General features: G+C 71.7%; 11 protein-coding genes. 5 read left to right on the top strand and 6 right to left on the bottom strand.

The genetic code is table 11. The features are described from left to right. The 4 genes from AB0M54_RS04680 to AB0M54_RS04665 all read right to left on the bottom strand — a co-directional run bounded on the left by AB0M54_RS04680 (window position 1) and on the right by AB0M54_RS04665 (window position 4884). On the bottom strand, window positions 1-399 hold the full coding sequence (locus AB0M54_RS04680) for a VOC family protein (protein ID WP_364469079.1): 399 nt from the start codon (window positions 397-399) through the stop codon (window positions 1-3). Window positions 400-420: 21 nt separating this feature from the next. Then, the gene (locus tag AB0M54_RS04675) at window positions 421-2427 is read right to left on the bottom strand and encodes a biotin carboxylase N-terminal domain-containing protein (protein ID WP_364469077.1); all 2007 of its coding nucleotides are present in this window, start codon (window positions 2425-2427) and stop codon (window positions 421-423) included. Between the two features lie 59 nt (window positions 2428-2486). Continuing rightward, the gene (locus AB0M54_RS04670) at window positions 2487-3923 is read right to left on the bottom strand and encodes a carboxyl transferase domain-containing protein (protein WP_364313071.1); all 1437 of its coding nucleotides are present in this window, start codon (window positions 3921-3923) and stop codon (window positions 2487-2489) included. A 283-nt stretch (window positions 3924-4206) separates the two neighbouring features. Then, entirely contained in the window at window positions 4207-4884 is a 678-nt protein-coding gene (locus AB0M54_RS04665; RefSeq protein WP_285686067.1) for a Crp/Fnr family transcriptional regulator, read from the bottom strand. 203 nt (window positions 4885-5087) lie between these two features. On the opposite strand from AB0M54_RS04665, the gene AB0M54_RS04660 reads away from it, so the two are divergent. The 5 genes from AB0M54_RS04660 to AB0M54_RS04640 are packed head-to-tail and all read left to right on the top strand — an operon-like array spanning window position 5088 to window position 9684. After that, complete coding sequence (locus AB0M54_RS04660; RefSeq protein WP_364469075.1) at window positions 5088-6272, top strand: CapA family protein; 1185 nt, start codon at window positions 5088-5090, stop codon at window positions 6270-6272. A gap of 35 nt (window positions 6273-6307) precedes the next feature. Next, complete coding sequence (gene nth / locus AB0M54_RS04655) at window positions 6308-7126, top strand: endonuclease III (RefSeq protein ID WP_364469073.1); 819 nt, start codon at window positions 6308-6310, stop codon at window positions 7124-7126. Next, the gene (locus AB0M54_RS04650; RefSeq protein ID WP_364469071.1) at window positions 7123-7815 is read left to right on the top strand and encodes a TlpA disulfide reductase family protein; all 693 of its coding nucleotides are present in this window, start codon (window positions 7123-7125) and stop codon (window positions 7813-7815) included. Before nth ends, AB0M54_RS04650 begins: the two co-directional genes overlap by 4 nt. Continuing rightward, the gene (locus tag AB0M54_RS04645) at window positions 7812-8474 is read left to right on the top strand and encodes a CoA pyrophosphatase (protein ID WP_364313079.1); all 663 of its coding nucleotides are present in this window, start codon (window positions 7812-7814) and stop codon (window positions 8472-8474) included. The genes AB0M54_RS04650 and AB0M54_RS04645 overlap by 4 nt, the downstream gene beginning before the upstream one ends. Window positions 8475-8505: 31 nt before the next feature. Further along, on the top strand, window positions 8506-9684 hold the full coding sequence (locus AB0M54_RS04640) for a MarP family serine protease (RefSeq protein WP_364469069.1): 1179 nt from the start codon (window positions 8506-8508) through the stop codon (window positions 9682-9684). A gap of 424 nt (window positions 9685-10108) precedes the next feature. On the opposite strand, the gene mycP is transcribed toward AB0M54_RS04640, so the two are convergent. Continuing rightward, window positions 10109-11347 (bottom strand): type VII secretion-associated serine protease mycosin, encoded by a 1239-nt coding sequence (mycP, locus tag AB0M54_RS04635; protein ID WP_364469067.1) that lies wholly within the window; start codon window positions 11345-11347, stop codon window positions 10109-10111. A gap of 260 nt (window positions 11348-11607) precedes the next feature. Beyond that, window positions 11608-15564 carry a type VII secretion protein EccCa gene (gene eccCa / locus AB0M54_RS04630; RefSeq protein ID WP_364313086.1) on the bottom strand — a complete coding sequence of 1319 codons (3957 nt, stop codon included), beginning with the start codon at window positions 15562-15564 and terminating at the stop codon, window positions 11608-11610. Window positions 15565-15608: the final 44 nt, after the last annotated feature.

Raw genomic sequence — 15608 nt, 5'->3', positions numbered from 1 at the left:
TCAGTTGTCGTTCGCTCCGAGGAGGTCCCAGCGGTTTCCGGCCAGGTCGAGGAAGACGGCGACGCGACCGTAAGGCTCGGTACGCGGTGCGCGAACGAACGTGACACCGGCCTCGGTCATCCTCCAGTACGTCGCGTCGAAGTCGTCGGCCCGGAGGAAGAACCCGACCCGGCCGGCGGTCTGGTGGCCGACGGCGGCACGCTGGTGCTCGCCGTCGGCGCGGGCAAGAAGGATTCCGGTCTGCGCCCCGGGAGGGCGAACCACCACCCAGCGCTTCGGCCGTCCGTCGTTGGTCAGCGACGGCGTGTCCTCGACCAGGTCGAAACCGAGCACCCCGGTGAAGAAGGCGATGGCCGGGTCGTAGTCGTCGACGATCAGGGCAACCAGGTCGATCCGCACCCCGAGAGCGTACGAATGGATCTACTCGGGGTCGAGGACGGCCAGCAGTTCGCCGGTGTCCACTTCGGCGCCGGGGTGCACCGGGAGTGACGCGACGACCCCCGCGGACGGGGCGTGCACGGGATGCTCCAGCTTCATCGCCTCCAGGGTCAGGAGCAGTTCGCCGGCGCGTACTCGCTGGCCCGGCACCACCAGGACGCGCCGCACGGCGCCCGGCAGCGGGGCGATCAGCGAACCCTCGGCCGCCTCGGGGGCGGGCAGCGGGAACCGTGGCACCTCGCGCAGCGTGACCGAACCCTCGGGGCTGTCCACGTAGGACACCTCGCCCACCCGGTGCACGTGGAAGGTCAGCCGGATGCCGCTCACGTCCAGTGCCACCTTGTCGCGGGAGGCGTACACGACCGTGGTCGGCGGGTGGTCGTCGATCGTCGGCTCCTGCCCCAGCCCGGCCAGGTCGAGCTCCTCCGGGTCGACCGCACGCACCCACCAGCCGGCCAGCTCACCGTGCCGGTTCATCCGGTAGCCCACCTCGACCGGGCCTGCCGGGCCGTCGTAGACCGAGGTCTGCGAGCCGGAGGGCACGTTGCGCCAGCCGCTGGGCAGGGAGTGGAGCACGCGGGCGGACGAGCGGCGACCGGCGGCGCCGGCCAGGGCGGCGGCCAGGCAGGAGATGCGTACGGCGTCGACCGACGAGAGCAGCGGCGCGAAGACCTCGGGGTGCCGGTCGAGGAAGCCGGTGTCCACCTCGCCCATCCGGAACGACGGGTGCCGCAGCACCCGGACCAGCAGGTCGCGGTTGGTCACGACGCCGTGCAGCTGGGCCCGGGCCAGCGCCGAGCCGAGCATCCGGGCCGCCTCGGGCCGGGTCGGCGCCCACGCCACCAGCTTGGCCAGCATCGGGTCGTGGTGCGCGCCGACCACCGAGCCGTCGGTGACCCCGGCGTCGAGGCGGAGGCCGGGCTGTGGCAGCGGGCGGAACGAGCCGGCCACGTCGGGGACGGCGAAGCGGTGCAGGGTTCCGGCCGCGGGCAGCCACGCGTACGCCGGGTCCTCGGCGCAGATCCGCACCTCGATCGCGTGCCCGCGGATCGGCGGCGGGCCGGGCATCGGCAGCGGGCCGCCCTCGGCGATCAGGAACTGGAGCCGGACCAGGTCGTACCCGGAGACGCACTCGGTGATCGCGTGCTCCACCTGAAGGCTCGGGGTCAGCTCGAGGAAGTGGAAGTCGCCGGCCGCGTCGAGCAGGAACTCGACCGTGCCGACGCCGACGAAGCCGAGCACCTTGACGCTGACGATCGCCGCGCGGCACAGCTCCTCGCGCAGCGCCGGGTCCACCGCCGGGGACGGTGTCTCCTCGACGATCTTCTGGTAGCGGCGCTGCACCGAGCACTCCCGTTCGCCGAACGGGACCACGTTGCCGTGCGCGTCGGCCAGGATCGGGATCTCGATGTGCCGGGCGTCCTCGACGTACGGCTCGCAGAACACGTCCGAGCCGACCTCCTGGCGGGTGGTGGCGACCGCCTCGGCCAGCGTGACCCTGTCGCGGACCACGCGCATGCCGGTGCCGCCACCGCCGATGGCCGGCTTGATCAGCACCGGGAAGTCAGTGACCTGCGCCGGGTCGGTGTGCGTGGGCAGCACCCGTACGCCCGCCTCGGCGACCCTCGCCTTGCTCTCGATCTTGCTGTGCAGCGTGCCCAGGATCTTGGCCGGCGGGCCCACCCAGATCATCCCGGCGTCCACGACCGCGGCGGCGAAGTCCGGATCCTCGGCCATCACACCGTTGCCCGGATGCACCGCGTTGGCGCCGGCGCGGCGGGCCGCGGCGATGATCAGATCGCCGCGGAGGTAGGTCGACGACGGCGAGTTGCCGGGCAGGTGGACGGCGTAGTCGGCCTCCGTCACATGCGGCGCGTCGGCGTCGGCATCGGAGTAGACGGCAACCGTCTCGATGCCGACCAGGCGGCAGGTGGCGAACACCCGGCGGGCGATCTCACCACGGTGGGCCACCAACAGACGTCGGATCACTGCTTCAGAGTCTCCTTAGTGCATTGCGGCGGAGCCGCCTTCGGCGGCACAGCTCGCTTTCAGGGTCTGAACACGCCCACGTGCTCGGCACCCTGCACGGCCGCGCTGTGCACGGCGGAAAGGCAGAGACCAAGCACCGTACGCGTGTCGCGGGGGTCGATGACGCCGTCGTCCGGAAGCTTGCGCCGCTGGTCCGGCTCCTCGGCGGGTCGTTCCACCGGCCAGCTGAAGAGGAACCGTGGCTCGTACGCCCGACCGTAGATGCCGCCCAGCTGCTCGGCCGGTGTCCCGCCGATCATCAGCGTCAGGTGCGGCACGGCCGACTTGGCCACCGCGTGCACCAGCGGCGCGCCGTGCCGGACGTCGGCCGCCTCCCGGTCCTCCACCTGGGCGTCGCCGGTGTACTGCACGAAGAGCAGGGTGGTGTCGGTGGCGTTGGCGAGCTGGATGAAGTGCACGGCCTTCTGGGTCTCGGCCGGGGTGAACGTGCCGCCGAGGTTGGCCACCACGCCGATCGGGTAGCCGTGCAGCTCGCCCCAGCCGGTCACCACCGCGGTGCCCTGGGTCGGCTTGAACTCGTCGAAGTCGCTGTCGTCGAGGATCCGGGCGAGCACCTCGCGCGGGTCGAAGGCGTCCGCCCCGCCCATGGTGAGCAGGGCGTCGGCGTCGTAGCGGGGCGGGCGCGGGGGAGTGGTGCGCGGTGCGGGGCCGCGCTTGCGCCAGTTGAAGCGGCGTACGCACTGACGGGCCAGCCGCAGGCCGTCCCGCTCGTCCTCGGCGAGCTGATCGGCCGGTCCGGTGACACCGGCCGGCACGGTCGGGGCGCTGCGCACCTCGGAGCCACGGCCGTTGGTGGTGGCGCGTACCGGCTGGGGGTGGATCGTCAGCACCTTGGCGTGCCCACGCACCATGATCGTGTAGTCGGAGAGCGCCGGCAGGTAGGCGGCGTCACCCGTGGTCGCGCCGAACACCACGCAGACGGTCGGCACCCGGTCGGCGGTGAGCTGGCTGAGGTCGCGGGCGATGGCGCCGCCCGGCGGTGGGCCCGCCGGGGCGGCCGCGCCGGTCGATTCGACCAGGTTGACCAGGGGCAGCCGGTTGACCGCGGCGATCCGGGCGGCGCGACGGATCTTCTCCACCGTGTACGGGTTGACGGCGCCCCCGTCCACCGTCGGATCGTTGGCGATCACCACGCACTCGACGCCCTCGACCACGCCGATGCCGGTCACCACGCTGGCGCCGACCGGATAGCCGGAGCCCCAGGCCGCCACCGGGGAGAGTTCCAGGAACGGGCTGTCCCGGTCGAGCAGCATCTCGACCCGCTCGCGGGGCAGCAGCTTGCCCCGGGCATGATGCCGCGTCACCCACTTCTCGCCGCCACCGGCGCGGGCCTCGTCCAGCGCCGCCTCGAGCTCCGCCAGGCGCTCGAGCATCGCGGACCTGCCCTGCAGGAAAGCGGGAGTACGCGGGTCGATCGCGGACTCAAGGACGGTCACGTGCTCACCCCGCTGTGCCCGCCGGCCCGTGCGTTGCTCAAGTCCGCGCCCTCTCGCTGTGGTGTCGTGCCTCTCGACCACCTCCACAACGAACATCCGACCAGGTGCGACACGGATCTTGACGTCCTTCTCCCGGGTGGCCTTCCGGCCGGCCGGGCCCGTCTCCGAGCGGCCAGGCACATCTTCCGGCGGAAGGGCCGTCCGGGAACATCTTCCGGCGGGAGGGCGTCCGGGCATGCGAAAGGGCCGCCCGGGCGGGCGGCCCTTTGTCAGCTGTTCGGGGTCAGACGCGCGCGCGACGCGCGAGACGCTCCGGGTCGAGGATGATCACGCTCTTGCCGTCGAGCCGCAACCAGGCGCGCGAGGCGAAGTCGGCCAGGGCCTTGTTCACCGTCTCGCGGGAGGCGCCGACCAGCTGGGCCAGCTCTTCCTGGGTGAGGTCGTGGGTGACCCGCAGGACGCCGCCGTCCCGGGTGCCGAACCGGCCGGCCATCTGGAGCAGGTTCTTCGCCACCCGGCCGGGCACATCGGTGAAGATCAGATCGGCCAGGGCGTCGTTCGTCCGGCGCAACCGGCGGGCGAGCACACGCAGTAACTGCTCGGCGATCTCGGGCCGGTTGTTCAGCCACGGACGCAGCGACGACTTCTTCAGCCGGGCCAGCCGGGTGTCGGTCACCGCGGTCGCGGTCGCCGTTCGCGGACCCGGGTCGAACAGGGACAGCTCGCCGAGCATGTCGGACGGGCCCATGATCGAGACGAGATTCTGCCGGCCGTCGGCCGCACGGCGTCCCAGCTTGATCTTGCCGGAGAGCACGATGTAAAGGCTGTCGCCCGCCTCGCCCTCGTTGAAGACGATGTCGCCCTTGCGGACCTCGATCGTGTCCATCTCCTTGGCGAGCGCCTCGGCCGCCTCCGGGTCAACGCCCTGGAAGATCCCGCTGCGCGCCAGCACCTCATCCATCGCCGCACCTCCACCTGCGCGTTTGCCCGCGCTCGATCAGTCTAGGCGCACGCGTGCCGGAAACGGGCGGGCACCCCTTGATCCAGATCCCGCAGCGTAACCGCTACGGGCCGTCTCGCTCGAAAATCCGTCGCTCTCGGTGATTGATTGTCGGCTGAACGACCGTCGTCCGTAGTTGTCCCCTGACGGTATCGTCGCCGTCGATGAATGCCCACCCCCGGACCGGTCTGTTCGGCCGTCCCGTCCTGACGGCGACGATCGTGATCGCGGTGCTGGCCGGGGCCGGTATCGGCGGGGTTGCTCTGGCCAATCGCGACAAATCGGACCCGCCGCAGTGGCAGTCCGCGCCCGCCGCCGCGCCCTCCTCCGTACCGAAGAAGAGCCAGGCGCCCACGGGGCAGGAAGAGGAGCCGGCCGCGGCCGACGCGATCTCGATGTCGGCCACCGGGGACATCATCATGGGCAGCGCGCCCAACAAGCTGCCGGCCCGGGGCGGTGACGGCTTCTTCGACTCGGTCCGCGACGGGCTGAAGGCCGACCTGGTCATGGGCAACCTGGAACAGCCGCTGACCGGCGACACCGGTTCCTCCAAATGCGGGTCGCCGCCCCGGGCCAACTGCTTCGCGTTCCGGGCTCCGCCGTCGTACGCGAAGCATCTGAAAGAGGCCGGCTTCCAGCTGCTGAACACGGCCAACAACCACTCCAACGACTACGGGCGGCAGGGCTACAAGAACACCGCCCAGGCGCTCGAGGACGCCGGGCTCAAGCACACCGGGGCCCAGGGCCAGATCACCGTGGCCGAGGTCAAGGGCGTCAAGGTGGCGGCGGTGGGCTTCTCCTCGTACGCCGGGGCGAACAACCTGAACGACCTCGACGCCGCGCGTGAGGTGGTCGCCAAGGCCGCCGAACAGGCCGATCTGGTCGTCGTGCAGGTGCACATGGGCGCCGAGGGCTCGGACAAGAACCACGTGCGCTCCGGGCACGAGCTGTTCTTCGGCGAGGACCGCGGCGACCCCAAGGCGTTCAGCCGGGCGGTCATCGACGCCGGCGCCGACGTGGTGGTCGGGCACGGTCCACACGTGCTGCGCGGCATGGAGTTCTACAAGGACCGGCTGATCGCCTACAGCCTGGGCAACTTCGCCGGCGGCGGCAAGACGCTGTCCAACACCGGGGTGCTCAAGTACGGCGCCATCCTGCACGTCTCGCTGAAGCCGGACGGTTCGTGGGCCGGCGGCAAGGTGGTCTCCACCTTCATGAGCCCGGTCGGGGTGCCGACCGCGGACGAGGACGGTAAGTCCCGCGATCTGATCGCCGACCTGTCCGCCGACGACTTCGGCGACACCGCGGCGAAGATCGGTGAGGACGGATCGATCTCGCCGCCGGGGTGAGTCGGCCTGTCGTACCGGCGACGTACTCTTTGTCGGTGACTCCGTCCCCTGCCGCTGTCCTGGCCCGCGCGGCCAAGCGTTTCGCCGGTGAGACGCCGATCGGGCGCAAGCGCCGGGCCCGCAAGATGGCTCGCGAGCTGGCCGAGACACATCCCGACGCGCATTGCGAGCTCGACTTCACCAACCCGCTCGAGCTGGCCGTCGCCACCATCCTCTCCGCGCAGACCACCGATGTCCGGGTCAACGAGGTCACGCCGCGGGTGTTCAAGCGCTACCTGACGCCGGCCGACTACGCGTCGGCCGAGCGCAGCGAGATGGAAGAGATCCTCCGGCCCACCGGGTTCTTCCGGGCCAAGACCGACTCGCTGATCAAGCTGGGCCAGGCGCTGGTCGAGCGGTACGACTCGGTGCTCCCCGCCAAGCTCGACGACCTGGTCAGCCTGCCCGGCATCGGGCGCAAGACGGCCAACGTGATCCTCGGCAACGCGTTCGACGTCCCCGGCATCACCGTCGACACCCACTTCCGGCGGCTGACCAACCGGTTCGGCTGGGTTCACGAGGACGACCCCGTCAAGATCGAGTTCGCGGTCGCCGACCTGATCGAGAAGCGCGACTGGACCATGCTGTCGCACCGGGTGATCTTCCACGGGCGGCGGGTGTGCCACGCCCGCAAGCCGGCCTGCGGGGCCTGCACGCTGGCGCCGATGTGCCCGTCGTACGGCACCGGCCCGACCGACGCGGCCGGCGCGGCCCGGCTGCTCAAGGGTCCGCGGGCCCGCGACCTGGCCATCCACGCCGGCGTCGACCCCGACCTGGTCCCGGCGGCCGCGATCGTCACCCCGGAGGCCCCGTGAGGCGTGGTCCGGCCCTCCCGGCGCCGCGACCGGCCTCTTCCGCCCGTCGTGCGCCGCGACCGTCCGTACCCTCGATCTCTCCTGGTCCTTCGCCTGTAAGCCGCGGGCTGACGTGGCTGGCCGTGCCCCTGGTGCTGGCGTTGGCGGCGTGCACCTCGCCGCCCGAGACCTCGGCCACGGCCGCCCCCGAGACCCCGTCGCCGTTCGCTGACTGTGCCGCGTTGACCGCGCCGCCTGCCTCGGCCGCCCCCTCCTCTTCCTCGGCCGCGACCTCCCCCCTGCCTGATTTGTCGCTCCCGTGCTTCACCGGCGGACAACAGGTGGCATTGAACGATTTGCGCGGACCAGCCGTCATCAACATGTGGGCGTCGTGGTGCGGGCCGTGTCGCGACGAACTGCCGGTCGTGCAGAAGCTGGCCGATCGGGCCGGCGGGCGGCTGCACGTCCTGGGGGTCGATGTGGGTGACAGCCGTGCGGCGGCCGCGTCGTTCGGTGAGGGCCGCTCGGTCACCATGCCCACGCTGTACGACCGGGACCGCCGCCTGCTCACCGCCCTGGGCCGGGCGAACCTGCCGGTCACCGTGTTCGTCGACGCGGCCGGCCGCACCAACGTGCACCCGCTGCCGGTGGACGCCCGCACGCTGTCCGAGCTGGTCCGCACCCACACCGGTGTGACGGTGGCGCCGTGACCGGGCTGCCCGGCTGGTGGGAGCCGTTGCGGAGCCGGGCGGCGACGCTGCGTACCGAAGACTTCACCACCCTGCGCGCACCGCACGGCGAAGGGCGACCCAGCGCCGTGCTCGTGCTGCTCGGCGAAGACCGACCCGGCGAACCCGACCTGCTCGTGCTGCAACGGGCCGCGACCATGCGCAACCACGCCGGTCAGCCCGCCTTCCCGGGCGGCGCCTCCGACCCCGGCGACGCCGACCCGGCCGCCACCGCGCTGCGCGAGGCCCACGAGGAGGTCGGGCTCGACCCGGCCACCGCCACCGTGGTCGCGCGGCTGCCCGAGCTGTACATCCCGGTCAGCGGTTTCGTGGTGACGCCGGTGCTGGCCTGGTGGCACGCACCCCATCCGGTGCGCCCGTGCCAGCCCGCCGAGGTCGCCCGGGTCGAACGGCTGCCCGTGGCCGAGCTGGTCGACCCGGCCAACCGGCTGCGCATCCGCCATCCGAGCGGCTGGATCGGCCCGGCCTTCCTGGTCCGCGACATGCTCGTCTGGGGTTTCACCGCCGGTGTCACCTCGACCCTGCTCGACCTGGCCGGCTGGAGCCGGCCGTGGGACACCGACCGGGTCGAGGACCTGCCCGCGGAGGTCTCGCCGGTCCCCGATCAGGTGGTCCCGTGAGCGAGTGGTCCGTCACTTCTACGCTGAGTTGGTGCATGTGGTCGACGCGATCCTGATCCTGCTGATGCTGGTCTTCGCGATCAGCGGATACCGGCAGGGTTTCGTCATCGGTGCCCTGTCCTTCGGCGGCTTCTTCAGCGGCGCGCTGATCGGCCTTCAGGTCGGCCCGCTGATCGCCAACCAGTTCGCCGACGGCGCGGTCCGCGTCGTGGTGTCGCTGGTCTCCATCTTCGCCCTGGCCGTGCTCGGTCAGACCCTGGCCGGCTGGTTCGGCACCAAGCTGCGCCGGTCGATGACCAGCAAGCCGGTGCAGCGGCTGGACGACGCCGGCGGTGCCCTGGTCTCGCTGGTCGCCGTCCTGCTGGTGGCCTGGCTGGTGGCCATCCCGTTGAAGTCGACGTCGTTGCCGTGGCTCAACCGCGAGGTCCGCAGCAGCTCGGTCCTCGACGCCATCAACGGCCTGATGCCGCAGGAGGCGCAGGCGCTGTCCTCGGCCCTGCGGTCCACCCTCGACACCAACGGTTTCCCCGAGGTCTTCAGCGGCCTCGCCCCGACCAACGCCCGCGAGGTCGCCGAGCCCGACCCGGCCCTGGCCAAGTCCGGCGTGGTCGTCAACAGCAAGCGCTCGGTCCTCAAGATCCTCGGCACCGCGCCCAGCTGCTCGCGCCGCATCGAAGGCTCCGGTTTCGTGTACGCCGACGAACGCGTGATGACCAACGCGCACGTGGTCGCCGGCACCCGCGAGATCGAGGTCGAGACGTCGAACGGCCGCCTCGACGGCACCGTCGTCGTCTACGACCCGAAAGGCGACCTGGCCGTCATCTACGTCCCCGGCCTGCGGGCGCCCCGCCTCAGCTTCGTGGACAAGCCGGCCGCCACCGGCCAGAGCGCGATCGTGCTGGGCTACCCCTTGGACGGCCCCTACGACGCCCAGTCGGCCCGGGTCAGCGACGTCGGCAACGTGCCCGGCCCCGACATCTACGAGGCCGGCGAGGTGAACCGCGAGATCTACACGATCCGGGCCCTGGTCCGCAGCGGCAACTCGGGCGGCCCCTTGGTCTCCACCAACGGCCGCGTCCTCGGCGTGATCTTCGCCGCGGCCGCCGACGACCGCAAGATCGGCTTCGCCGTAACCGCCCGCGAGGCCGCCGGCGTAGCCCAAACCGGCCGCGACCGCACCCGAGGCGTCCGCACCGGGGATTGCGCCTGATCCCCACCAAGTTCAAGTTCAAATTCAAGCGCCGGTCGTAGCGGGGTGGTGGGTGCAGACCGCAGCTCCCGCCGAGGGTCGCTCCGCTCCACCTGCGTAAGTGGTTGCGCCCCGCCGCCCGCCGCCCGCCGCCCCGCCGCCCGCCGTGCCCCGCCGTCAGTGGTAGCCCAGCGCGGCTTCGGAGCCGGGGATACCGCCTTGCTCTACCACTGGCAGGCCGCGAGCCACGACGGCTCGCGGCGGCGGCAAGCAGGGCGAGTCGGCACCCCGGCCGCATGGTGCACCCAGGGCCGCAGCCAGGGTCGGCCCGCACTCGCCCCGCACACAGAAACCGACGGGGCGGCCGCGCACCCAGCGCATCAACCCGCCGCCCGGACACTCCCACAACGGTCTCCCCGCGCAAATAGGGCGGAGTGGCGGGCAGCTAGGTGACTGTGGCGAAGCGGCGGATTATGAGGAAGGCGACGCCGGCGGAGAGGGCGAAGAAGGCGGCCGCCGCCCACCAGCCTCGGGACTTCTGCTCGTCGTCGGCGGGCGGGGCGGCCACGACGCCGCCGGCGTTCTTGCCCGGGGCTCGGTTGTTGTTTCGGGCCGCGTCGCCGGCGAGCTTGTTCGGGGCCGACTGGGCCGAGCCGGAGACCTTGGCGGCGCCCAGGCGGGCCACCCCGGGCGGCGGCGACGTGTCGAGCGGGTTGCCCGCCACCTCGGGAATCTCCGCGGTCAGCGCGCCGGTCGGGTCGATCAGGCCGAAGCCGTACTTGTCGTCGCGGCCCTCGGGGCCCCGGTCACGGGCGGTCTTGATGATGCGGTTGACCACCTCGCCGGCCGGCATCGTGGGCCAGCGGGAACGGATCAGCGCCGCCGTCGCCGACACCATCGGCGCCGCGAAGCTGGTGCCCTGCACGTTCCAGTAGCCGCCGCGCCCGGCGCCGACCAGCTTGGTCGCGGGGGCGGTCACCACCGTCTCGGCACCGGTGATCGAGCCGGACCAGAGCACGTCGCCGGAGCGTTCCATGCCGGCCACCGCGAGCACGCCGGGCTCGCGAGCGGGGTACCACACCCCGGTCGACGACGAGGCGCTCGCGTTGCCGGTGCAGGCGACCACCACGACATCTTTGGCGAAGGCGTAGTCGATGGCCGCGGCCAGCGCCGCGCTGCTGCCGCTGCCGCCCAGGGACAGGTTGATCACGCGGGCGCCGTGGTCGACGGCCCAGCGGACGCCCTTGGCCACGATCAGCGCGTCGTCGTACCGATTTTCCTGGTCGAGGACGCGGACCGGGAGAATCTTGGCCTTGGGGGCGATGCCCACCACGCCGGCGTCGTCGTCCTTGCCGGCGATCAGCGCCGAGACCGTAGTGCCGTGGCCGACCAGGTCGGTGTCGCCGTCGCCCTTGGTGTCGACCAGGTCGAGGCCGGGCAGCACCTGGCCCTGCAGGTCGACGTGCTTGGAGTCGACCCCCGAGTCGATCACCGCGACCGTGACACCGGCGCCCTGCGACCAGTTCCAGGCGCCGGCCACGTTGAGCGTCCGCAGGTGCCATTGCTGGGCGCGGATCGAATCTTCGGTGATCGGCCGTGGGGCGGCCTGGGCCACCGTGGCGGGCAGCCCGATCGCGGCGACCACACCGGCGAACAGCCCGGCCAGCGCCCGAAGGCCTACCAAAGCGCACCACCGCGCGCGGGGCAGGGCGAAGGACGACGTGCGAGGAAACGGCCCTGGGAGGAGGTGCTCGCTGCGCTCACGGGTCGACGATGCCTATCTGGAGAGGTGAACAGGGTCGGTCGATGCAGGGAGATTACTCCGAAAAAGCAGGGTGCGGCTGAGGTGTGGACAACTCAATCGCACCGTTCGTCCGATCGCCCTAGGACCAGTCCCAAATTCGGCCCAGATGAGGCGCCCGGGAGGCGAATGTGGGACAGGTTCTAGTAAGGCGGTTGGTGGGCCAGCTGGACCAGGCGTACTCCTTCACGCCGGGTGATGAGGCGGCCACGTCCTGCTGGCATCGGGACGGCCTTGACCGGGCCGATGAGCGCGCCCTCGTCGGTCGGCCCGGACATCACCAGGCCGGGCGACGACAGCTCGCGCAGCCGCTGGATGATCGGCTCGTAGAGCGCCCGGCTGGCGCCACCGGCCCGCCGGGTGACCACCAGGTGCAGGCCGACGTCGCGGGCCTGCGGGAGGTAGGGCAGCAGCGGGGTGAGCGGGTTGGTCGGGCCGGAGACGACCAGGTCGTAGTCGTCGACCAGCACGAACAGCTCCGGTCCGGTCCACCACGAGCGTTCCCGCAGCTGCTGCGCGGTCACGTCGGGGCCGGGCAGCCGACGTTCCATGTAGCCCGCCACCGACTCGATCAGCTCCAGCGTCTTCTGGGCCTGCATGCCGTACCCGATCCGGTGTTCGGTCTCAGGCAGGTCCATCAGGCTGCGCCGGTAGTCGACCAGGATGATCCGGGCCTCCTCGGGCTGGAACCGGTGCATCACGGTGCTGGCCATGGCCCGCAGGAACGACGACTTGCCACACTCGGCGTCGCCGAACAGCAGGAAGTGCGGGTCCGTGGCGAAGTCGATCTCCACCTGGGACAGGTCCTGCTCGGACAGCCCGATCGGCAGGCGCAGGCCGGTGCTGCGGTTCAGGTCCATCGCGGTGTACGGGTACGAGTCGGGCAACATCCGCACCCGCGGCGCCAGCGGGCCACGCCAGTTGGTCGCGATCTCCTTGACCAGCTCGGACGTCTCGCCGATGGTGCTGAGCTCCGCGCGTACGGTCAAAAGGTGGTAGCTCTTGTTCTTGTCGGTCGGGTGTTCGGTGATGCCACGGCCGGCCTGTTCCGGCACGTTGACGGCGGCGCGGCGGTTGATGTTGGAGTCGCTGGGGTCGCCCAGCCGCAGCTCGAGCTGGGAGCCGAAGAGGTCGCGGATGGCCGGCCGGAAGTCCATCCAGCGGCTGGCGGTGGCCACCACGTGGACGCCGTACGACAGGCCGCGGGTGGCGATGTCGGTGATCACGCCTTCCAGCTCGTCGAAGTCCTTGCGTAGCGTGGTCCAGCCGTCGACCACCAGGAAGACGTCGCCGAACGGGTCGGCCGCCACCGCGGACGGGTTCGCCCGCCGCCGCCGGTAGGACGCCATCGAGTCGACGCCCATCTCGGCGAACCGCTGCTCCCGGTCGGTCAGCACGGTCAGGACCTCGCCGACGGTCCGGCGCACACCCACCAGGTCGGTGCGCGCGCTGACACCGCCCACATGCGGCAGATCCCGGAGTACGCCGAGAGCGCCGCCACCGAAGTCGAGGCAGTACACCTGCGCCTCGGCCGGCGTATGGGTGAGCGCCAGCCCGGTGATGAGTGTCCGCAGCGCCGCCGACTTGCCGGACTGGGTCGCCCCGACCACGGCCAGGTGCCCGGCCGCGCCGCCGAGCTGGATCCACATCGCGTCGCGTCGCTGCTCACGCGGCTTGTCGATGAGCGCGATCGGCACCTGCAGGGCGCCGTGCAGCTCGGGGTTGGCGAACGACAGGCCGCGCACCGGGTCGACCACGACCGGTCCGAGCAGCTCGTCGAGCACCGAGGACTGGTTCAGCGGCGGCAGCCACACCTGGTGGGCCGGTGGTCCCTGGCCGGCCAGCCGGGCCACCATCACGTCCATCACGCTCTCGCCGGCCGGGGTGTTCTCCTCGGGCTTCGGCTCGACCGGTTTGACGGTTTTCGGCACCGGCACGTAATGGGTCGAATAGGACAGTACTTGGGGTGCGGCGCTGGCCCCGGTCGCGCCGGGGCCGCGGCTGCCGGGCCTGCGGTAGGTGCCGGAGACGTACGCCGCCTTGAACCGGACCAGCGGCTCGGTGCCGAACTTGAGGTAGCCGTGGCCGGGCGAGCGCGGCAGCTCGTACGCGTCGGGCACCCCGAGCACCGCCCGCGATTCCAGCGCGGAGAAGGTTCGCAGACCGATGCGGTACGAGAGATGCGTGTCCAGTCCCCGCAGCCGCCCCTCCTCGAGGCGCTGGCTGGCCAGCAGCAGGTGGACGCCCAGCGACCGCCCGAGACGTCCGATCTGGACGAAGAGGTCGATGAAGTCCGGTTTGGCGGACAGCAGCTCGGAGAACTCGTCACAGATCACCAGCAGCGACGGCAACGGCGGCAGGGCCGAGCCACTGGCCCGCGCCTTCTCGTAGTCGCGCAGGCTGGCGAAGTTCCCGGACTTCCGCAGCAGTTCCTGGCGGCGCAGCATCTCGCCGTCGATCGCGTCCACCATGCGGTCGACCAGCGGCAGCTCGTCGGCCAGGTTGGTGATCACGGCGGCGGTGTGCGGCAGCCGGTCGAGCGAGGCGAAGGTCGCGCCGCCCTTGAAGTCGACCAGCACGAAGTTCAGCGTCTCGGACGAGTGCGTGCCGGCCAGCGCCAGCACCAGCGTGCGCAGCAGCTCCGACTTGCCCGACCCGGTGGCGCCGATCAGCAGGCCGTGCGGGCCCATGCCGTCCTGGGCGGACTCCTTCAGGTCCAGTTCGATCGGGCCGCCGTCACCGCCGATTCCGATGGGTACGCGGAGCTTGTCCCGGTTGGGCCGGGGCTGCCAGCTCTGCCCGACGCTGAAGGTCTCCAGGTCGGCGATGCCGAGCAGCTCGGTCAGGCCCATCTCGGCTGCCAGCGGGGTGTCCGGCGACTTCGAGGCGGCGGCCAGCCGGTAGGGCGCGAGCCGCCGGGCGATCGCCTCGGCGTCCGGTTCGCTCAGCCGGTCGGGCAGGCCGACCTCGGCGGCGTGCTCGGTGGCGTACGTGTGGAGGGCACGCCTCCCGGCGCCCGCCCGGACCTCCAGCACGAGCAGCGACCGGTCGAGCAGCTTGGGTGGGGTTTCGTCGAGATCGAGCACGGTGACGCCGTCGATGCCGTCGTCGAGTTGGGTCGCGCCGCGCAGGTCGACCCCGTCGAGCACGATGATCACGTGTGGGGTGGTGGTGCCGATCGCGGCCGGGCTGAACCGCGGCCGGTTGCCGATCACGTCCTCGATCATCCGCTCGAGGTCGGGGCCTGAGCTGGCCACCATCCGCACCTGGCCGAGCGCGTCGGTCCGGGACGGGTGCAGGTTGTGCGGCAGCCACTTGACCCACTCCCAGGCGGCCCGCCGCTCCGGCCCGGCGGCCACCGCGATCAGCAGGTCGTCGGGGGCGTGGAAGACCGCCAGCTGGGCCAGCACCGCCCGGGTCAGCGCCCGCGCCTCGGCGTCCGGCCCGCGCATGAAGACCCGGGCGAAACCGCGCAGGGAGACCGCCACCGGCAGCTCCGGGACCACGGAGTACGCGTCCAGGAAGCGCCGCAGCGCCCCCGCGGTCATCGGCTCCAGGTCTTCCAGCGGCCGGGTCACCGGCGGAACCAGCGGCGTGGCCAGGGTCTGCGGCCCGACCGCCAGCCGGACCACCCCGAAATCGGGATCACTCGGGCGGCGTTCCCACACCCGGTGGCTGCCCGCGGTCGACCAGAGCTGACCAGGCTCCGGGTGCCGGTAGTAGAGGCCGGTGCGTTGCTTGCCCGCCGTCTCGCGGACCCGGCGCCGCAGGTTGGCCAGGTGGCGCAGGTATTCCCGGCGGGCGGCCATCATCTCGGCCTTCTTCGGCGAGCCGTTGCTGCCGAAGGAGGTGGCCAGCATCGCCAGCGAGGACACCCCGAACAGCCCACCGACCACGTAGGACATCGCGCCGCCGCTGCCCCGGCCCATCATCATGGCCATGGCGACGGACCCGCCCAGCATCGGCAGCGCCATCAGCGCCTGCTGCCAGCGCCGGCCACCGTCCTGCGGAATCTCCGGCGGCGCGTCGACGGCCAGCTCACCGGTCGGAATCTCCGGCGCCGGTCGTCGCGCGGACCGTTTGATCACGGTCGTACTCATGGCGGGCTGTCCCTTTCCTCCCCGTCACCCGCGGCAGAACGTCA

This window comes from Actinoplanes sp. NPDC051470 (genome assembly GCF_040682035.1).
Taxonomy (GTDB): domain Bacteria; phylum Actinomycetota; class Actinomycetes; order Mycobacteriales; family Micromonosporaceae; genus Actinoplanes.
This window is presented reverse-complemented; position numbering and strand designations above follow the sequence as displayed.